The sequence below is a fragment of the Streptomyces caniscabiei genome (assembly GCF_014930365.1).
GTDB lineage: Bacteria > Actinomycetota > Actinomycetes > Streptomycetales > Streptomycetaceae > Streptomyces > Streptomyces caniscabiei.
Genome location: NZ_JABXWI010000035.1, coordinates 1 through 18166 on the forward strand (window position 1 = coordinate 1; position 18166 = coordinate 18166).

Below are 18166 nucleotides of genomic sequence, written 5' to 3' on the forward strand. Positions count from 1 at the left end.
ATGGGCTCGTCGCGCACCTCCCAGCCGTGGCAGTACGGGCAGTGCACCACACTGTGCCCCCAGTGCCCGGCGAGCCCGGGCACCTGGGGCAGCACATCCGTGAGGCCGGTGGCCACCAGGATGCGGCGGGCGGTGATGGGGCGGCCGTCGGCCAGGGTGACGGTGAACCGCAGGTCCCCGTCCGCCGACGGGGCGGCGGACTCGGCCGAGACCACCTCGCCGTCAACGACGCGTCCGCCGTACTGGCGCACCTGCTCCCGGCCCCGTCGAAGGATCTCGGAGGGCGGGGTGCCGTCCAGTGCGAGCAGGCCGTGCACGGCCTGGGCGGGTGCGTTGCGCGGGGAGCCGCTGTCGATCACGACGACCGAGCGGCGGGAGCGGGCGAGGATCAGTGCACCGTTCAGCCCCGCGGCGCCCCCGCCGATCACCACCGCGTCGACAATCCCCTCGGCCAGTGCGTCGCTCGCGTCCGCGGGAGCCGTCGCAGTCACGGCCTCCTGCCTTTCCTTGTCAGTCATGGTTCGGTCGACCCTTCGAGTTCTGGGTGGTGGGAGAGGGGGGGCAGCTGTTCAGGAAGCCCAGGATGTGATCGGCGACCGTCTTGGGCTGTTCGACGTGCGGGAAGTGCCCCACGCCGGGTACGACGACGCGTTCGCCGAGGACGGTGAGGTGTTCCGACAGGAGCCGGCGGAGGTGGTGCCCGGCGACCCGGCGGACGCGTCCCCGGCGATGCAGTGGACGCCCCGCCGGCGATTCAGCGGGTGGCCCCGGTGTGCTCCCGCACGGCCGTCGCCTCGTTCGCCGTGGTCCCGGCCCCCGGCTCGGCGTTGTGCTTCGCGAAGCCGCGCCGGCCCGGCATGACCGCGAGGACGATCAGGGTTCCGGCGGCCATGATGATCCCGCCGATGAGGCTGGTCTGGGCGACGCCGTGGGCGAAGGCCTGGTGGACGGCGTCCACGGCGGCCTGGGCCTGCTGGGGCCCGGCGGAGGGATCCTGCGCGACCCGCTGCGCGACGGCCAGGCCGGCGCCGACCGAGTCCTTGGCGGTCTCCATCGCCTCCGCCGGGAGCCGGTTGCCCACCAGGTCGGTCAGCTCGTCGCGGTAGGCCGTGCCCAGCAGCGAGCCCAGCACCGCGATGCCCAGCGCACCGCCCAGCTCCAGCGCGGTGTCGTTGACACCGCCGCCGACGCCCAGCTCGGACTCGGGGAAGGAGCCCATGATCGTGTCGGTCGCCGGGGAGATGGCCAGTCCGAGCGCGAGGCCCAGCATCATCATCGGCGCCAGGAAGTCCCCGTACGTCGAGCCCTTGTCGATCTGGGTGAGCAGGAACATGCCCGCCGTGCCGACGGCCAGGCCGGTCACGACCATCGGCTTCACGCCCAGCTTCGGGGTGAGCATCCCGGTCAGCGCGGACCCGAGGAACACCGCACCGGCCAGCGGCAGCAGCCGTACGCCCGTGTCCAGGGAGCCGTAGCCGAGGACGAACTGCAGGAACTGCGTCACGTAGTAGATCACGGCGAACATGCCGAAGAAGAAGAACAGCACCGCGAGCATCGAGCCGCTGAAGGGCCGCACCGCGAACTTGCGGACGTCCAGCATCGGGTGCGGGTGGCGCAGCTCCCAGGCGACGAAGGCGGCCAGACCGACACCGGCGACCACGGCCGCGGTGACGGGGCCGACGCCCCAGCCGGAGTGCGGGCCCTCGATGGCGGCGTAGATCAGGGAGCCGACGGTGACGATCGACAGCAGACCGCCGACGTAGTCGATCCGGCCCATGCCCTCCGCCTTGGACGGCGGCACCAGGGCGAGCGCGCCGACCACGCCGAGGAGGGCGATCGGCACGTTGATCAGGAAGGTGGAACCCCAGGCGTGGTCCTCCAGCAGCCAGCCGGAGACCAGCGGGCCGACGGCTACCGCCAGCCCGGAGGTCGCGGCCCAGGCGGTGATGGCCTTGGTCCGCTCGCTCCGGGGGAAGGTCGCGACCACCAGGGACAGCGTGGCCGGCATCACGACCGCCGCGCCGACACCCATGATCGCGCGGGCCGCGATGACCAGCGAGGTCTCGTCGACCAGGCTCCCCATCACCGAACCGCCGGCGAAGATCAGCAGACCCAGTACCAGCGCGCCGCGCCGGCTGTACTTGTCGCCGATCGCGCCCAGCACCAGCATCAGCGCCGCGTACGGAACGGTGTAGCTGTCGACGACCCACTGCAGATCACTGCTGCTCAGGCCCAGGTCGGTGGTCATGGCGGGGGCGGCCACGATCAGCGACGTGTTCGCCATCACCGTGATCAACAGGCTCAGGCACAGCACGAGCAGCGCCCACCAGCGCCGCGCGTACGGCCCGGTCATCTTCTCCACGGGGGTGTTTGCAAGGAAGGGCATCAGTAGCTCCTGAGAGGGACGGGGCGGATGAGCGGAAGTACTTAATTGCCCATCGATGTGCACACTAGTTTATTGCCCCTTGCTGTGCAACTATCGCGATGACTCTCTCTTCCCACCCGCCCTCGAGGTACCGACGTGACCAGCCGACCAGCACGAACACCGACGACGAGGCCGAGACGGCCTCCGGCCCGGCCCCACGAGACGCCGCCCCCTCCGACTTCGACTTCGTCCCCCGCGCCGACTTCGACCTCGACTTCGGCGCAGCGTCGGGAGGCGCGGGCCACTCGTGCCCGGATCCTCGACGCGGCCCGGCGGGAACTGACCCGCGACCCCGACAGCAGCCTGGAGGACATCGCCGGTGCCGCCGGTGTGGCCCGGCGCACCGTGTACGTCCACTTCGCCTGCCGGGCCGCGCTCGTCGACGGCCTGGCCACCGAGGCCGCGGAGGCGATCCGGCGCGCCGTCGCGGGTGCCCCGGCCCCGACCCCCGACGCCGTCGCGGACCTGGCGCGATTCCTCCTCATGGTGTGGCCCGTCGGCGACCGCTACCGCGCCCTCATCCGGCTGGCCCGCGGCCATGACCTCGCACGCGCACGCGTCGACGAACTGCTGGCCCCCGCCCGCGACGTGGCCACGAGGGTCTTCGCCCACGGCCGCCGACAGGGCGTCTTCCAGACCACCGTCCCGCCCGACCCGCTCACCCGAGCCATCGAGGCCGAACTGCTGACCCTGCTCGACTGCGTCGACTGCGGCCTGTGGTCCGACGACGGTACCGGCGCCGCCACAGCCGCCCTCATCGCCGCCGGAGTCGCCCCGGACACCGCCGCCGCGAAGGTCGATCAGGTACGGAAGTCCGGGTCACGCCCGAGTACCGTCTGAAACCCCGTGCCCGCACACCACTCGCACTCACACAAATGTCCGCCCCCAACTCCCTGTCCCCCGAAGCCCTTTGGAGGAGGGCCGATGTACCGCCCCCGCCCCGAGCACGACTGTGACCAGGAGTGCGAGTTTCGTACTCGTACTCGCACGAACCCGCCGACGGCTCCGACCGCCGGCTGCTGGTGACCGTACTCGCCCTGCGGATGGACGGGTTGACGAAATCGGACGACGACAGCGAGGCCGGGGCGCGCTCGGCGTAGGCGACCGTCTTCCTGTCGTACGCGGACCTGTCCGACGCTCTGGGCCTGGAACTGACCCGGGGCTACGGTTCCGACCGGATCCGTGCCCTCGTCCTGACCACCCTCGGCTTCGAGGTCACCGCGACGACGACCGTCTCGGCGGCCTCCGGCAACCGCGTCATCTTCAAGGACTTCAAGGTCGCGGGCCGCGTCGCCCTGCCCGAGGCCGGTGAGACGTTGCTCGGCCAGGTCTTCGCCGAGCCGATCGCGCCGCGGAACATCCCCGACGGCCTCCGACTGCGCTCGGTCACCACCAGGGAGCAGGGCCTCACCGCCCACTTCTCCGGCAAGTCGGTCACCTTCCGCCGCGACGACGCCCGGGACACCTCGTCGAACGGGTCGGCCTGAGAGGCATCAGGCGTCGTCGGCCGGAAGAACCGTAGCCATCGCCGACGCGACCTCCTCGACCACCGCGCTCGCCCGATCCTCCGGCACGCCGGCCGCGATGAGGGTGGCCGTGGCGATGCGGTGCCCGTCGTCCTCCAGCGCGCCGGTGTTGACGGACTCCACCAGAGCCACGATCAACGCCATCAGGCTGGCGCTCTGCACGGCCGGCGGCAGATGGGAGTGGAAGACGCCGTCCCGCTGCCCGCGCTCCAGGATCCCGGTGACGGCCTCCCGGGCCGGCGCGAGCACCTCGGCGAGGCGCCCGGCGCCGAGGTCCCGCCGGGTGAGCGCCAGCAGCATGCGGTAGCGGTCGCCCACGGGCCACATCCGGAGTACGCACCGCGCCAACGCCCGCTCGGCCGACTCCCCCGGCTCCGACCCGGCCTCCACCGTGTTCCGCAACGTCTCGGCGGCTTCCTCGGCGAGCGCCTCCACCAGCGCCGCCCGCCCCGGGAAGTGCCCGAAGAGGGTGCGCCGGACGACCCCGGCGGCCCGCGCCAGCTCCTCCAGCGTGACATCGGGGTTCCGCCCCAGCTCCTCACGGGCCGTGGCCAGGATGCGCGCCCGGTTGGACCGCGAATTACGGCGCAGCGGCTCGCGGGCCACGTGCTTGCTCACGGAGAACCTCGCAGCATCGAAGGATGGACGAACGGCCTTCCATTTTGTCACGCCGAGCCGAAGCCGCCGTATCACGCCCCAGTGGCCGCTGCCTCACGCGGGACCCGCCCCACCTCGTGGCCTCGAAGCTCGGCCGACGCGGAACCGAGCGCGCCCGCTGCGGCCCTCGCGCTTGTTCCTCGACGAGAGCTCAGGCGCGCCGGGCGCCGCCGCCGACCTCGTCCGTGGCGGTCACCCCACCGGCCACGCCCCCGTCGGATCAGACCGCGAACTCCCGGATCACCATGTTCCGGAACACCGCCTGCCTGTCGATGGTGAACAGGGTCAGCTCGGTGTCGGACACGTCAGGGAAGACCACGGTCGAGTGCGCGTACCGGCTGTCGTCGCCGAACTTCTCGACGGACGTGCGGTCGACGAGGACGCGCAGGTGGACCGTGCGGGCGGACAGGTCGAAGGGCGTCCGGCCCTCCTGCCGGCGGTCCGAGGCATCGAGGCCGGCGGTGCAACCGCGGTCGACGAAGGCGTGGTCGCCGTAGACCCCCACGTCGACGTGCCGCCCGCCGTCCGCCGAGCGCCGCAACTGCCGGCCCGGCACCCGTCAGTTGGTCCCAGGTGATGTCGCAGGTCAGTCCTTCTGGTCCCTGTCGGGAACGCCTTGCCGGCGTGAAGACATGATCGCGCCCGCTCACGCCGCCCAACCGCGACCACGAACGCCGCCCCGACCACCACCAGTGTGGCCGTGCCGTCCTTGCGGTCGCCGGAGTCATCGATCACCAGTACCCCGCCCGGGTGCGGGGCGGTGGCCGGGTCGGCCGGCACCAGTTCCAGGCGGCGGGCATCGACCTCTTCCTGGCTCCAGGTCGACTCGGACAAGAAGAAGTGCAGCCGCCGCATGCCGGCCACCGGCCACCGGTTCGGCGTCGGCCAGACAGGTCAGCGTCTTGTGGCGATCACGGGGCAGCAGCAGCCCGGCGAGGTAGTCACGAAACCCCCTCCGCTGGGCCGGTGTCCTGAAGAGATCATCGCGGACGGCGTACGCGTCCAGCGGACCGGGCGCCGGGCGGACACGGCAGCCGTTTCGTCATCTCAGGCTCCCCAGGCCGTGGTTGACGCCTTCACCTCACGGGCTGCTCCCCGACGAATCCGCCGTCAGCAAACCACCGCCAGCCGACTACAACTGCGCGCCGGCGTACTTCGACGACCCTGACGTAGGGCCCGTGATCACTTTCCCGTCGGCCTACGCCTGAGATGTCCCCAACGCCCTGGCAGGCGCCGACCGACTGGACCGACTCCGGGCAGATAACGACGAGCCGGCTCAACCCCGTCACCGTGAAGAGCCAGCCGTTCACCGCCGCAGAGGATGCCTGTTACTCTCAGGCACCTCCGCGTCACCCGTTGGATGCCAGATCGCGTCCGATGAGCTCCTTCATGATCTCGGTGGTGCCGCCGTAGATCGTCTGGACTCTTGTGTCGACGAATGCGCGAGCGACCGGATATTCCGTCATGTAGCCGTAGCCGCCGTGCAGTTGCAGGCAACGGTCGATGACCCGCTTCTGTAGTTCGCTTACGTACCACTTGCCTTTCGCCGCGTCCACGGCGGTCAGTTCACCGGCGTTGTAGGCGTGTACCGAGCGGTCGACGTAGGCCTCGGCGACGTCGATCTCGGTGGCCATCTCGGCGAGTTCGAAGCGGATGTGCTGGAGGTCGCCGATGGGGCGGCCGAAAGCCCGGCGCTCGAAGCAATAGGCACGGGTCAGATCGAAGACCGCCCGGCTGGTCGCGATGGCCGTGGCCGTCACGCCGAGACGTTCCCGGGGAAGGTGGCTCATGAGCTGCTGGAGGCCGGATCCCACCGGGCCGAGGACGTTGGCGGCCGGTACCCGCACGTCCTCGAAGAACAGTTCGGCCGTGTCCTGGCCGGGCAGTCCGATCTTGTCCAGTTTGCGGCCGCGGGTGAAGCCGGGCATGTCCCGCTCGACCACCAGGAGAGTGAAGCCCCCCGAGCCGCCTTCCGGATCCGTACGCGCGGCGACGATCACCAGATCGGCCATGATGCCACTGGAGATGAAGGTCTTCTGTCCGTTCAGGACCCAGTCGTCGCCGTCGCGGCGGGCCGAGGTGCGGATGCCCCGCAGGTCGCTGCCGGTCCCGGGTTCGGTCATCGCCAGCGCTCCGATGATCTCGCCGGAGGCGAAGCCCGGCAGCCAGCGCCGCCTCTGTTCGTCCGTGGTCAGGTCCAGCAGATAGTGCAGCACCAGGTCGTCCTGGAGGGAGACGGTGAGACCGAAGGAGAGCGCGTGGACGCGGGCGATCTCCTCGCAGACGACCATGCGATAGCGGTAGTCCCGCTCGCCGGAGCCGCCGTGTTCCTCGCCGATCTGCAGGCCGTAGACACCCTGTTGGGCAGCCGCGGCGAACACCTTGCGGTCGATCCACCGGTCGGCCTCCCACCGCTGGTGGTGGGGGACGACCTCACGCGCGAGGAACTCGCGGACGGTCTCCCGGTACTGCTCGTGATCGTCTGTGTACAGGCCCCGTCGCATCAGGTCAGCCGAGCCTCTCGATGATGGTGACGTTGGCCTGACCGCCGCCCTCGCACATGGTCTGCAGACCGTAGCGGCCGCCGGTGCGCTCCAGCTCGTGGAGCAGGGTGGTCATCAGCCGCGTCCCGGTGGCCCCGAGCGGGTGACCGAGGGCGATGGCACCGCCGTTGACGTTGACCCGGGCCGGATCGGCGCCGATGTCGGCCTGCCAGGCGAGCACCACGGAGGCGAACGCCTCGTTGATCTCGACGAGATCGATGTCGTCGATGGTGAGTCCGGACTTCTTGAGGGCGTGCTCCGTGGCAGGGATGGGAGCGGTGAGCATCATGACCGGGTCGGAGCCGCGCACCGACATGTGGTGGATGCGGGCCCGGGGTGTGAGGGAGTGAGTGCGTACGGCGTCCTCCGAGGCGATCAGCATCGCGGAGGAGGCGTCGGAGATCTGGCTGGCCACCGCGGCGGTCAGGCGCCCGCCGGGCGTCAGTGTCGCGAGCCCGGCCATCTTCTCCAGTGTGGTGTCCGGCCGCGGACCCTCGTCCGACACGACCCCTTCGAAAGGAATGATCTCGGCGTCGAACCGGCCCTCTCGCTGGGCTGTCAGGGCCCGGCGGTGACTCTCCAGCGCGAACTCCTCCATGACCGCGCGTTCCACGCCCCACTTCTCCGCGATCATCTCCGCGCCGCGGAACTGGGAGATCTCCTGGTCGCCGTAGCGGGCGTGCCAGCCCTTGCAGTCGGTCCACGGATCGGTCGACCCATAGGGCTCCCCGGCGGTGAACCCGGACAGGATGGGGAACTGACTCATCTTCTGCACACCGCCGGCCACGATGAGGTCGGCCGTGCCGGACATGACGGCCTGCGCGGCGAAGTGGACCGCCTGCTGGGACGAGCCGCACTGCCGGTCGATGGTCGTACCGGGCACCGACTCGGGCAGCCCGGCGGCCAGCGCGCTGGTCCGCGCGATGTCGCCGGCCTGCGAGCCGATCTGGTCGAGGCAGCCGAGAATGACGTCGTCGACGGCGGCGGGGTCGAAGTCGTGGCGTGCGACCAGTGAGCGGATGACGTGGGCGGCGAGATCGGCCGGGTGCGTTCCGGCGAAGCCGCCGCCGCGTTTGCCGACCGGGGTGCGTACCGCGTCGACGATGTAGGCCTCGGGCATGACGGTCCTCCAGTGTGCTGTGCGAAGGGGGGGATGAGGGCGGGCCCGGGTCAGGACACGCCCAGTCCGTGCCGCACCAGGCTCTGCGCGGTGCGGATGACACCGGTCAGCGAACCCTGCCGCGGGTTCCACCACTCCGGCGTCCAGTTGAGGGCTCCCATGACGAGCATGCGCGCCGCTCGCAGGTCGATGTCGTTCCTGACGGCTCCCGCGGCCCTGGCTCTCGCCAGCAGGTCCCGCCACAGGTCGAAGTAGGCGCCACTGTCCGCCCGCAGGCGGGCGCGGATGTCCTCGGGCAGCTGCCCGCTGTTGCGGCTGACCGCGGTCGCGAAGTCCGACAGGTGCAGCTCGACCCGCAGATGCGCCTCTACGGCGGCACAGATCCGGTCCATCGGGGGAGTGTCGTCGGGCAGCGCGGCCAGCGCGGTCTCGACGTGCTCCCGAAGCCGCAGTTGGCCGACCGCCATCACCTCGGCGATCAGCTCCTCGCGGGAGGAGAAGTAGTAGTACACGGCGGGCGGACGCACACCGGCCCGTTCGGCGATGTCGGCCAGCCTGGTCGCGGAGTAGCCCTTGAGGCTCAGCGTCCGAGCGGCCGCGGCGAGAATGCGGTTCCGGGTCGCCGCAGCCTTGACGGCCGGGGTTCTCGTGCCGTGTGCGCTGGTGCCGTTTCTGCTGGTGGTGTTCACTGAGCGCGCCTCCTACGGCATCGAGTAGCCGCCGCTGACCGAGAAGACCTGGCCCGTCACCTGCCGGGCGCGGCGTGCCGAGGAGACCCAGACCACGGCGTCCGCGATGTCCTCCGGCGTGGTGAGCCGGCGCAGTGGGATGTTCTTGCGGACTGCCTCGATCTGCCGGTCGTCGAAGACGGCGGCCTGGTCGCCCCGGGTCCACAGGCTGCCCGCCCCGATCGCGTCCGGGCTCTGGGGGACGACGAGTCCCGGGCAGACGACGTTCGACCGGATGCCGTCCCGGCCGTGCTCCCGGGCGACCGTGCGGGCGAAGGCGATCACCGCGGCCTTGGTCGCCCCGTACACCCCCTGCCGTATCTCCCCGAAGGCGGCGTCGCTGGAGATGAACACGATGGATCCGCGGCCCTCGGGCCGCATCGCGTCGAGGGCCGCACGGGTGCACTCGATAGAACCGAACAGATTGAGGTCCACCATCCGCCGCCAGCCGTCGCGGGCCGCGTCCTGGGCGACGAACCCCGGCAGGCTCAGCCCCGCGTTGTTCACGAGTACGTCGATTCCGCCCCAGGCGGCGACGATGTGTTCGACGGCCGTGACGCCGGCACCCTCGGCCGTCAGATCGATGACGGCGACCTCCGCCCCGGCCGCTCCCCGCTCCAGCGCTTCGGCACGTGTCTTGGCGGCCTGCTCCGCGTCGATGTCGCAGATCAGTACACGGGCGCCTTCCGCGGCGAAGCCGTGCACGATGCCCCGGCCGATGTTCGAGGCACCACCGGTGACCAACACCCGTGCCCCGCCGAGTTCCAGATCCATCCGCTCGCTCCCTCGTGGTGCGCGGCCCGCTGCCAACCGTTGACCCGTCGCACGACCGTTGACCCGTTGCGATTTATGAATCTAGATTAGATTCAAAATTCTGACCAGCCCCGGAGCGCGACATGAAGATCTTCAACGGACTAGCCGGACTCGCCGCCGCGGCAGGCGAGTCGCTCGGCACCACCGACTGGGTCGAGGTGGACCAGGAGCGCATCGACCAATTCGCCGACGCCACGGGGGACCATCAGTGGATCCATGTGGACGCCGGGCGCGCTGCCCAGGGGCCCTTCGGTTCCACCATCGCGCACGGCCTGCTCACGCTGTCCCTGCTGCCGGTGTTCCTGCAGCGGCTCTACCAGGTCGAGGGGGTGAGCATGGCCGTGAACTACGGCCTCGACAAGGTGCGCTTCCCCGCCCCGGTGCCCGTCGGTGCCAAACTGCGGGCCACCTCGACGATCACCGAGGTCACACCTCTCGACGGCGCGGTCCAGCTGAAGCTGTCGACGGTCATCGAGATCGAGGGCGGCGCGAAGCCGGCCTGCGTCGTGGACTCCGTCGTACGGTATCTCGGCTGATGGGCGGGCTGATAGCGGGCCGGTCCGCGATCGTCACGGGCGCCGGCCAGGGGATCGGCCTGGCGATCGCCCGGCTGCTGCACGAGCACGGCGCACGGGTGACCGTGGCCGACGTGGACGCCGGACGCGCGGAGCGGGCCGCAGCCGACATCGGCGGGGACGACCCGGCTTCCGTACTGGCTCTCGGCTGTGACGTCACGGACGAGACGGCGGTCGAGAACATGGTGGGCCGGGCCGTCGAGCGGTTCGGCGCGTTGGACGTACTGGTGAACAACGCGGGGATCACCCGTGACGCCTCGCTGAGGAAGATGACCGCGGAGGACTTCGACGCCGTGATCGGCGTGCACCTCCGGGGGACCTGGCTCGGCGTCCGGGCGGCCGCGGCGGTGATGCGCGAGGCCAGAAGCGGCTCGATCGTGAACATCTCCTCGCTGTCCGGGAAGTCCGGCAACCCCGGCCAGACCAACTACAGCGCGGCCAAGGCGGGGATCGTCGGCATGACGAAGGCGGCGGCCAAAGAACTCGCCCACCACGGGGTGCGGGTCAACGCGGTGCAGCCCGGCCTGATCCGCACCGCCATGACCGAGGCGATGCCCCCGGACGTCTTCGCGGCCCGCGAGGCCGACATCCCCATGAGGCGGGCAGGACGGCCCGAAGAGGTCGCCGGGGCCGTCCTCTATCTCGCGAGCGAACTGTCCAGCTACACGACCGGCGCGGTTCTCGAGGTGGGGGGCGGGCGGTCGATGTGAGTACCCAGGACACCCAGGTGGTGCGCACGCGCGTGGACGGTGCGGTCGGCCACGTCCTGCTGAACCGCCCCGAGGTGATGAACGCGATCACGGTCGAACTCGGCGCACAGCTGGAGCGCGCCCTGACGGAGGTGGCGTCAGCGGCACGGGTCGTCCTGATCCGGGGCGCGGGAGGCAACTTCTGCGCCGGCGGCGACTTCAAGGAGCTGCAGCGTCTGCGGGCCGGCGGACCGGGGGCGATGGCGCCGCTGTTCGACAACTTCGGCCGGGCCTGCGCCCTCATCGCGACCCTGCCGGTCCCCGTGGTGGCCGTCGTCGAGGGGTACGCCATGGCCGGTGGCTTCGAACTGATGCAGTCCTGCGACATCGCTCTGGTGCGCGACGACGCCCGGATCTCCGACACGCATGCCAACTTCGGCCAGGTACCGGGCGGCGGCAGCACCCAGCGGCTGCCCCGCCTCGTGGGCCGCCAGCGGGCCCTGGCCCACATCCTCACCGGGGACCGCCTGTCCGGCGCGGAGGCCGTGGCCTGGGGGCTGGCGTACCGGTGCCTGCCGGAAAGCGGGTTCGAGGAGGCGGTCGCCGCGTTCGCCGAACGGCTCGGCGGTATGGACCCCCGGGCGCTCGGCACCGCGAAGCGCCTGGTGTACGAGGGGCTGCGGCTGCCGCTGGCGGACGGCCTCGCCCTGGAGCGGGCCGCGGTGCTCGATCACCTGGGCGGGGCGGCGGCCGGTGCCGCAATCGAGGCCTTCACGGCGAGAGGTGAGTGAGATGACGGACAAACTGATCGACTCCGGGCCGGTGCTCCTGGACCTGGACACGGACGGAGTCGCACGGCTGCGGCTCAACCGTCCGGAGGCGTCCAACGGCATGGACGTGCCCTTCCTGCGCGCACTGCACGCGGCCGTCATGCGCTGCCACGCCGAGGACGGGGCGCGCGTGGTGCTGATCACCGGAGAGGGCCGCAACTTCTGCGCGGGCGGCGATGTCCACACCTTCGCCGGCCTGGGGGAGAAACTCCCGGAGTACCTGCGGGAGGCCACAACCTGGCTGCAGATCACCACCTCCGCGCTGCTCCAGCTGCGTGCCCCGGTCGTCGCCGCGGTGCACGGCTTCGCGGCCGGAGGCGGTGGCTTCGGGCTGGTGTGCGCGGCGGACTTCGTCATCGCCGCGGAGTCGGCGCGGTTCATGTCGGGCGCGGTCCGGGTCGGAATGGCCCCGGACGCCGGAGTCTCGGTGACGCTGACCCGGCTCGTGGGTCTGCGCAAGGCCATGGAGATCCTGCTGACCAACCCCACCCTGACCGCCGCCGAGGCGCTGGACGCGGGGCTGCTCACCCGGGTCGTGCCGGACGACCGGCTGCTCGACGAGGCCCTCGCGTTCGCCGGCGGCCTCGCCGCGGGCGCGCCCCTGGCGCTGGCGGCGACCAAGCGGCTGGTGTGGGGCGGGGTGGGCGCCGGCGTCGAGGAGCGACTGGCCGAGGAGGCCCGTACGGTCGCCGAACTGTCGGGAACGGCGGATTCCAGGGAGGGGCTGGCGGCGGTCATCGAGCGCAGGCCCCCGGTCTTCACGGGACGGTGACAGGGGATGAGACGCCATGACTGAGCAACACAGCGGCGAGGACATCGTGCTGGCCGAGGACCACGGCGCCGTCCGGGTACTGACCCTGAACCGGCCCAAGAAGCGCAACGCGATCGACCTGGCGCTGCGGGTGGTGCTCGCGGAGATGCTGGAGTCCGCGATGGCCGACGACACCGTACGGGCGATCGTGCTGACCGGCAGCGCCGGCACCTTCTGTTCGGGCGGGGACATCTCCACGATGCGTCGGCAGAGCCCCGAGGAGACCCGCCCCAGGGCCGAGGCGGCCCAGCGGGTGATCCGGGCCATCTGGGACGGGCCCACACCGGTGGTGGCGGCCGTCGAGGGTTTCGCGTACGGCGCGGGGGCGGCGCTCGCGCTGGCCTGCGACCGGGTGGTCGCCGCGACCGACGCGTCGTTCAGCACGGCGTTCACCGGCGTCGGCCTCGCCGGTGACATGGGGATCACCGTGTCCCTGCCGGCCAGGACCGGTCCGGCGGTCGCCCGGCAGCTGCTCCTGCTGCCCCGCCCGGTCCAGGGTCCGGAAACGCTCACCCTCGGTCTCGCCGACGTACTGACCGAGCCCGGGGCCGCGTTGGACCGGGCGCTCGCCGACGCCGAACGCATCGCCGAGGGCCCGCCCCTCGCGGTCTCCGCTCTGCGGGCGATGCTCGGCGTCCGCGCCGGGGGCGATCCGCTCGCGGCACTCGACCACGAGGTCGAGCACCAGATCCGGCTCTTCGACTCGGCGGACTTCGCCGAAGGCGTCGCCGCTTTCCGCGAACGGCGCCGCCCCGAGTTCAAGGGATGCTGAACATGACAGAACCACTGGTGTCCTCACTGTGGCCGAGGGACGAGAGTGTGCCCCTGGTCGACCACACCGTCGGTTCCCTGCTGGCGGAGCGGGCCGTGACCCACGCCGACGCCGCGGCCCTGGCAGGTGGCGCGCACGGCGGTGGTGCGGAACGCAGGCTGACCTACGGGCAGCTGTACACCGAGGCCCGGCGGGTGGCCGCCGCCCTGCTGAGACTGGCCGAGCCGGGGGAGTTCGTCGCCCTGTGGGCGCCGAACGTCGTCGAGTGGCCGATCGTCCAGTACGGCGCCGCGCTGGCCGGAGTGACCCTGGTCGCCCTCAACCCCGTACTGCGGCCCGAGGAACTCGTCCATGCCCTCAACCACTCCGGAGCCGTCGCGCTGCTGCACGCGGACGTCAGCCGCGACTACGACCTCGCGGCCGTCGCCGCGGCCGTCCGGCCCCGGTGCCCCGGGCTGCGGCACGTGGTCTCCCTCGCCGAACACGACCGGTGGAACGCCGAGCCGCGGGATCTGCCGGACGCGGCTGTCCAGGACCCCGGTGCACCGGTGATGCTCCAGTACACCTCGGGCACCACCGGCCTACCGAAGGGTGTGCTGCTGACCCATCGGTCTCTGGTCAACGTCGCGCGACTGAACCTGGAGACGGTTCAGGCCGAGCCGGGAGCGGTGCACGTCAGCCCGCTGCCGATGTTCCACACGGCCGGGTGCGTGGTCGCCACCCTCGGCACCCTGTGGCTGGGAGGCTGCCTCGTACTGGTCGAGCAGTTCCGGCCCGGCCCCGTACTGGAGTCGATGCGCGAGGAGCGGGCCTCCCTCCTGTTCTGCGTGCCCGCCATGCTGTCCGCCCTGAACGAGACCGCCCGGGAGACGGGAGGTCCGGCCCCCGCCCTGCGCAAGGTCCTCGTGGGCGGCGCCAATGTGCCCGCCCCTCTGATCGAGGCGACCCGGAAACTGTTCGGCGCCCGCGTGCACAACCTGTACGGCCAGACGGAACTGGGCCCCACCCTGACCGCCACCCGGGTCACGGACGACGACACGGACGTCAGGGACACCGTGGGGCGGCCGCTGCCGCAGGTGGAGTGCAAGATCGTCCACCCGGTGACCGGCCAGGTGCAGCCGCTCGGCACGCCGGGTGAGATCTGCGCCCGCGGCTACCAGCAGATGATCGGGTACCTGCACGATCCGGACGCGACCGCGCGCACGGTCGACGCCGAGGGCTGGGTGCACACCGGTGATCTCGGCGCCATGGACGCGCGCGGGGTGATCACCATCACCGGACGGCTGAAGGACCTGATCATCCGCGGTGGCGAGAACATCGCGCCGGCCGAGATAGAGACCTGCCTGCTGGGGCACGAGGCCGTGCTGGAGGCAGCCGTGGTGGCCCTGCCGGACGAGAGGTGGGGCGAGGCCGTGGCAGCGGTCGTACGTCTTCGGGGACAGGTGTACGACGGCCTGCACGATGCCCTGGTCGAGCACTGCCGCGGCCGCCTGGCCAAGTACAAGGTCCCGCAGTACTGGTACGTCGCCGACGAGATGCCGGTCACTCCGGCCGGCAAGGTGCGCAAGTTCAAGCTCCGTGAGGCCGCCGCCGCGGGGATCCTGCGCCGACTGGGGTGAGTCCCGTGAACCGGTGGTTGCCTATCTCCGCCCTCGTCATTTAATCTAACGTCAATTAGAAAAAGGAGGTGTTTCGTGACCTCGGAAATCGAGCGGCGCCGCGAGCACCTGAGTGCCCGGTTCCCGCGCTGGACCCCACGCACCCTCGACGACTGGCTCGACCACTGCGCCGCGCGGTACGGAGACCGTCCCTTCGTCATCACGGACGAGCGGACCATCGGCTACGCCGAGACGGCCGAGTGGGCCGCCCGCCTCGCGGACGGTCTTGCCGCGCTCGGTGTGCGCCCCGGCGACCGGGTGGGGCTGCTGATGGCGAACTTCCTGGAGTTCGCCCCGCTGAAGTTCGCCGTCGCCCGGACCGGTGCCGTGGCGATCCCGTTCAACTACCTCTACCGCCAGGAGGAACTGGCCTACGTCCTGGCCCAGTCCGAGTGCTCCGTCCTGATCTCCATGACCGCGTTCGGCGACCTCGACTACCAGACCATGCTCGACGCCGTCGCACCCGGCTGGGACGCCGGCGCGGCGACCGCGCTGCCTCACCTGCGGCAGGTCGTCCTGCTGCCCACCGAAGGCACCGAGCCGCGCGACGGCGTGCCGACCGTGGCCTCGCTCGCGGACTTGGGCGACCGCCACCGAGGGGAGTGCCCCGCCGGAGCTGCCCGGCCGGACGAGATCGGGGACCTGCTCTACACCTCCGGCACCACCGGCTCGCCCAAGGGTGTCCTCGTCACCCATGACTCCGTGCTGCGGACCGCCTACGCCTCGGCCTTGACCCGGGCGTTCCAGGACGGCCGCAGGATCCTGTTCTCGCTGCCCTGCTACCACATGTTCGGCTACGTCGAGGGGATGCTCGCCGCGATGACGGTCGGCGGCGCGATCGTCCCGCAGACCGCCTTCGACCCGGTCCGTTACCTCGCCGGGATCCAGCGGCACCGCGCCACCGACATCCTCTGCGTGCCCACGATGACCGTGGCCCTACTGGAACACCCCGCACGCGAGGACCACGACCTCTCCTCGCTCACCGCGCTGCTGTCCGGCGCGGCCCCGGCCCCGGTCTGGCTCTGGAAGCGGGTGCGTGCGGAACTCGGCGTGGAGGAGATCACCACGGGATACGGCATGACCGAGTGCGGTGGCGCGATGACGTTGACCCTTCCCGAAGATCCGCTGGAGCGGCAGGCCGGCACCGTCGGCAGACCCAAACTGGCCGGCCCGGCCGGACTGCCCGACGGCACGCTCGCCACGTACAAGGCGATCGACCCGCTCACCGGAGAGGACCTTCCTCCCGGAGCCGAGGGCGAACTGGTCTCCCAGGGCCCGACGCACATGCGGGGCTTCTGGAAGAAACCCGAGGAGACCGCGAAGGCCCTGCGGGACGGCTGGGTGCACTCCGGCGACCTGGGCCGGGTCCGGGACGACGGATACCTCGAAGTCACCGGCCGCACAAAGGAGTTGTACAAGAGCGGCGGCGAACTGGTCATGCCCAAGGAGATCGAGGACCTGCTCACCGCCCACCCCGCGATCAGCCAGGTCTACCTGGTGGGCGTGCCCGACGAACGATGGGGCGACGCCGGGTGCGCCTGTGTGGTCCGTGCTCCCGGCGCGGACCTCTCCGCCGCGGATGTCGTCGCGCTGTGCAAGCAGCGGCTCGCGCGGTTCAAGGTCCCCAAGCACGTGCTGTTCCTGGACGCCGCCGAACTGCCCACCACCCCCACCGGCAAGGTGCAGAAGTTCCGGCTGGCGCAGTACGCCCAGAAGCGAATCGAGGATGGCGAAGCATGACGGCCACGCTGCCGGAGACGGCACACCAGCAGACGGACAAGGCGGACAAGTACGCACGGCTGATCCAGCCGACCAGGGTGCACGGATCGCTCTACACCGATCCGGAGATCTTCGCCGAGGAACTGGAGCGCATCTGGTACCGCACCTGGGTCTACGTCGGGCATGAGAGCGAGGTACGTCGACCGGGCGACTACGTACGCAAGAACATCGGGCCGCAGGACGTCGTCATGACCCGGGACCGCGACGGCGAGGTGCACCTGCTGCTCAACCGCTGCGCCCACCGCGGCAACCTGGTGTGCGACGCGCCGAGCGGCAACTCCAACTCCTTCCGCTGCCCCTACCACGGCTGGACGTACCGCAACAACGGCGACCTGCTGGGCTACCCCTACAACAAGGGCTACGGCGGCAAGGGCAAGCTGGCCCTCGGCCTCGGCCGCCTCCCCAGGGTCGCCTCCCACCAGGGTTTCGTCTTCGGCAGCTTCGCATCCGACGGCCCGACGCTCACCGAACACCTCGGCGCCGCCGCCGGAGAACTGGACCGTCTCGCACGGCTCTCCCCGGAGGGCGAGGTCGAGCTCACCGCCGGCTGGCTCAAGCACCGCACGCGCGCCAACTGGAAGCTCCTCGCGGAGAACGAGACGGACGGCTACCACCCGCAGTTCGTGCACGGCTCCATCTTCAGCGTCACCGGCAGCCCGATCGGCGCCCTGTACAGCGACAACTCCACGGCCGTGACCCGCGACCTGGGCGGCGGCCACAGCGAGAACGACCTGCGCCCGGAGTTCCGCCGCTTCGGCGAGCCGATGCGCTGGTTCGGCACCACCGAGGACCGGGTGCCCCAGTACGTGGCGCGCATGAGGGAACTCCACGGCCCCGCCGCCGAGGAGATCCTCGTCGAGGGGTCCCCGCACGTGATGATCTTCCCCAACCTCTTCATCGCCGAGATCCAGCTCTTCGTCATCCAGCCGCTGACGGCCGGCGAGTGCGTCCAGCACGCCACCGCCATCCAGCTCAAGGGCGCCCCCGAACTCAACCGGCGCATGGTGTCGCAGTGCGTCGGCTCGGCCGGGCCGGCCGGGATGCTGCTCGCCGACGACACCGAGATGTACGAACGCAACCAGCGCGGCGTCGCCCTGCGCGAGCCGGAATGGGTCGACATCCGACGCGGAGTGGACCGGGAACGCACCGACGACAACGGCTTCCGTATCGGCACCGCGACCGACGAGACGGGCATGCGGGGCTTCTGGTCGCACTACCGGAACCTGATGGAGGCTTAAGA

18 protein-coding genes and 2 pseudogenes are annotated in these 18166 nt (G+C 71.0%); 11 read left to right on the forward strand and 9 right to left on the reverse strand.

Going from position 1 to position 18166, the window contains the following annotated elements; all coding sequences use genetic code 11:
- Positions 1–518, reverse strand: a 518-nt coding sequence (locus HW837_RS46405; RefSeq protein ID WP_193382111.1) for an FAD-dependent oxidoreductase, incomplete at its 3' end; no start/stop codon positions are given.
- 236 nt (positions 519–754) lie between these two features.
- Positions 755–2386 (reverse strand): MFS transporter, encoded by a 1632-nt coding sequence (locus HW837_RS46410; protein WP_193382110.1) that lies wholly within the window; start codon positions 2384–2386, stop codon positions 755–757.
- Positions 2387–2521: 135 nt separating this feature from the next.
- Here HW837_RS46410 and HW837_RS46415 point away from each other — a divergent pair, with 135 nt between their 5' ends.
- The 3 genes from HW837_RS46415 to HW837_RS49450 all read left to right on the forward strand — a co-directional run bounded on the left by HW837_RS46415 (position 2522) and on the right by HW837_RS49450 (position 3912).
- Complete coding sequence (locus HW837_RS46415; protein ID WP_193382109.1) at positions 2522–3265, forward strand: TetR/AcrR family transcriptional regulator; 744 nt, start codon at positions 2522–2524, stop codon at positions 3263–3265.
- Positions 3266–3387: 122 nt separating this feature from the next.
- The gene (locus tag HW837_RS46420; protein WP_193382108.1) at positions 3388–3525 is read left to right on the forward strand and encodes a hypothetical protein; all 138 of its coding nucleotides are present in this window, start codon (positions 3388–3390) and stop codon (positions 3523–3525) included.
- Positions 3526–3741: 216 nt separating this feature from the next.
- Positions 3742–3912 carry a hypothetical protein gene (locus tag HW837_RS49450; RefSeq protein WP_234442521.1) on the forward strand — a complete coding sequence of 57 codons (171 nt, stop codon included), beginning with the start codon at positions 3742–3744 and terminating at the stop codon, positions 3910–3912.
- A gap of 6 nt (positions 3913–3918) precedes the next feature.
- Here the strand turns inward: HW837_RS49450 and HW837_RS46430 are convergent, their stop codons facing one another.
- The 7 genes and pseudogenes from HW837_RS46430 to HW837_RS46460 form a co-directional block, all read right to left on the reverse strand.
- A complete protein-coding gene (locus tag HW837_RS46430; RefSeq protein WP_045557837.1) occupies positions 3919–4569 on the reverse strand; it encodes a TetR/AcrR family transcriptional regulator in 651 nt (216 codons plus the stop codon).
- A gap of 259 nt (positions 4570–4828) precedes the next feature.
- Positions 4829–5198 (reverse strand): annotated as a pseudogene (locus HW837_RS46435) (GH32 C-terminal domain-containing protein); the annotation flags it as partial.
- 55 nt (positions 5199–5253) lie between these two features.
- Positions 5254–5654, reverse strand: a pseudogene (locus HW837_RS50555) (transposase); the annotation flags it as partial.
- Between the two features lie 303 nt (positions 5655–5957).
- Positions 5958–7112 (reverse strand): acyl-CoA dehydrogenase family protein, encoded by a 1155-nt coding sequence (locus HW837_RS46445; RefSeq protein ID WP_045557835.1) that lies wholly within the window; start codon positions 7110–7112, stop codon positions 5958–5960.
- Positions 7113–7116: 4 nt separating this feature from the next.
- Positions 7117–8271, reverse strand: coding sequence for an acetyl-CoA C-acetyltransferase (locus HW837_RS46450; RefSeq protein ID WP_193382107.1), 1155 nt, complete (start codon positions 8269–8271; stop codon positions 7117–7119).
- A gap of 50 nt (positions 8272–8321) precedes the next feature.
- The gene (locus tag HW837_RS46455) at positions 8322–8960 is read right to left on the reverse strand and encodes a TetR/AcrR family transcriptional regulator (protein ID WP_193382106.1); all 639 of its coding nucleotides are present in this window, start codon (positions 8958–8960) and stop codon (positions 8322–8324) included.
- Between the two features lie 12 nt (positions 8961–8972).
- On the reverse strand, positions 8973–9773 hold the full coding sequence (locus HW837_RS46460; RefSeq protein ID WP_193382105.1) for an SDR family NAD(P)-dependent oxidoreductase: 801 nt from the start codon (positions 9771–9773) through the stop codon (positions 8973–8975).
- Between the two features lie 122 nt (positions 9774–9895).
- Between HW837_RS46460 and HW837_RS46465 the strand changes: the two genes are divergently transcribed.
- The 8 genes from HW837_RS46465 (at position 9896) to HW837_RS46500 (ending at position 18164) form a co-directional block, all read left to right on the forward strand.
- Positions 9896–10348 (forward strand): MaoC family dehydratase, encoded by a 453-nt coding sequence (locus HW837_RS46465; RefSeq protein ID WP_193382104.1) that lies wholly within the window; start codon positions 9896–9898, stop codon positions 10346–10348.
- Positions 10348–11097 (forward strand): 3-oxoacyl-ACP reductase FabG, encoded by a 750-nt coding sequence (fabG, locus tag HW837_RS46470; protein ID WP_193382103.1) that lies wholly within the window; start codon positions 10348–10350, stop codon positions 11095–11097. Before HW837_RS46465 ends, fabG begins: the two co-directional genes overlap by 1 nt.
- The gene (locus tag HW837_RS46475) at positions 11094–11867 is read left to right on the forward strand and encodes an enoyl-CoA hydratase/isomerase family protein (RefSeq protein WP_196790404.1); all 774 of its coding nucleotides are present in this window, start codon (positions 11094–11096) and stop codon (positions 11865–11867) included. Before fabG ends, HW837_RS46475 begins: the two co-directional genes overlap by 4 nt.
- A gap of 1 nt (position 11868) precedes the next feature.
- Positions 11869–12678, forward strand: coding sequence for an enoyl-CoA hydratase/isomerase family protein (locus tag HW837_RS46480; protein ID WP_193382102.1), 810 nt, complete (start codon positions 11869–11871; stop codon positions 12676–12678).
- Positions 12679–12694: 16 nt separating this feature from the next.
- Positions 12695–13489: an enoyl-CoA hydratase/isomerase family protein gene (locus HW837_RS46485; protein WP_193382101.1), complete on the forward strand. Its 795-nt coding sequence runs from the start codon at positions 12695–12697 to the stop codon at positions 13487–13489.
- Positions 13490–13491: 2 nt separating this feature from the next.
- Complete coding sequence (locus HW837_RS46490; RefSeq protein WP_196790403.1) at positions 13492–15108, forward strand: class I adenylate-forming enzyme family protein; 1617 nt, start codon at positions 13492–13494, stop codon at positions 15106–15108.
- Between the two features lie 75 nt (positions 15109–15183).
- On the forward strand, positions 15184–16887 hold the full coding sequence (locus HW837_RS46495; RefSeq protein ID WP_193382099.1) for a class I adenylate-forming enzyme family protein: 1704 nt from the start codon (positions 15184–15186) through the stop codon (positions 16885–16887).
- Positions 16884–18164, forward strand: a complete 1281-nt coding sequence (locus HW837_RS46500) for an aromatic ring-hydroxylating oxygenase subunit alpha (RefSeq protein WP_045557825.1) — start codon at positions 16884–16886, stop codon at positions 18162–18164. Before HW837_RS46495 ends, HW837_RS46500 begins: the two co-directional genes overlap by 4 nt.
- The last annotated feature ends 2 nt before the right edge of the window (positions 18165–18166 follow it).

What these genes read in the sequence shown, in the direction of transcription:
- HW837_RS46450 (WP_193382107.1), bottom strand. Translation starts at nt 8,271, where the DNA reads ATGCCCGAGGCCTACATCGTCGACGCGGTACGCACCCCGGTCGGCAAA.
- HW837_RS46460 (WP_193382105.1), bottom strand. Translation starts at nt 9,773, where the DNA reads ATGGATCTGGAACTCGGCGGGGCACGGGTGTTGGTCACCGGTGGTGCC.
- HW837_RS46500 (WP_045557825.1), top strand. Translation starts at nt 16,884, where the DNA reads ATGACGGCCACGCTGCCGGAGACGGCACACCAGCAGACGGACAAGGCG.
- HW837_RS46490 (WP_196790403.1), top strand. Translation starts at nt 13,492, where the DNA reads ATGACAGAACCACTGGTGTCCTCACTGTGGCCGAGGGACGAGAGTGTG.
- fabG (WP_193382103.1), top strand. Translation starts at nt 10,348, where the DNA reads ATGGGCGGGCTGATAGCGGGCCGGTCCGCGATCGTCACGGGCGCCGGC.
- HW837_RS46410 (WP_193382110.1), bottom strand. Translation starts at nt 2,386, where the DNA reads ATGCCCTTCCTTGCAAACACCCCCGTGGAGAAGATGACCGGGCCGTAC.
- HW837_RS46465 (WP_193382104.1), top strand. Translation starts at nt 9,896, where the DNA reads ATGAAGATCTTCAACGGACTAGCCGGACTCGCCGCCGCGGCAGGCGAG.
- HW837_RS46480 (WP_193382102.1), top strand. Translation starts at nt 11,869, where the DNA reads ATGACGGACAAACTGATCGACTCCGGGCCGGTGCTCCTGGACCTGGAC.
- HW837_RS46445 (WP_045557835.1), bottom strand. Translation starts at nt 7,112, where the DNA reads ATGCGACGGGGCCTGTACACAGACGATCACGAGCAGTACCGGGAGACC.
- HW837_RS46485 (WP_193382101.1), top strand. Translation starts at nt 12,695, where the DNA reads ATGACTGAGCAACACAGCGGCGAGGACATCGTGCTGGCCGAGGACCAC.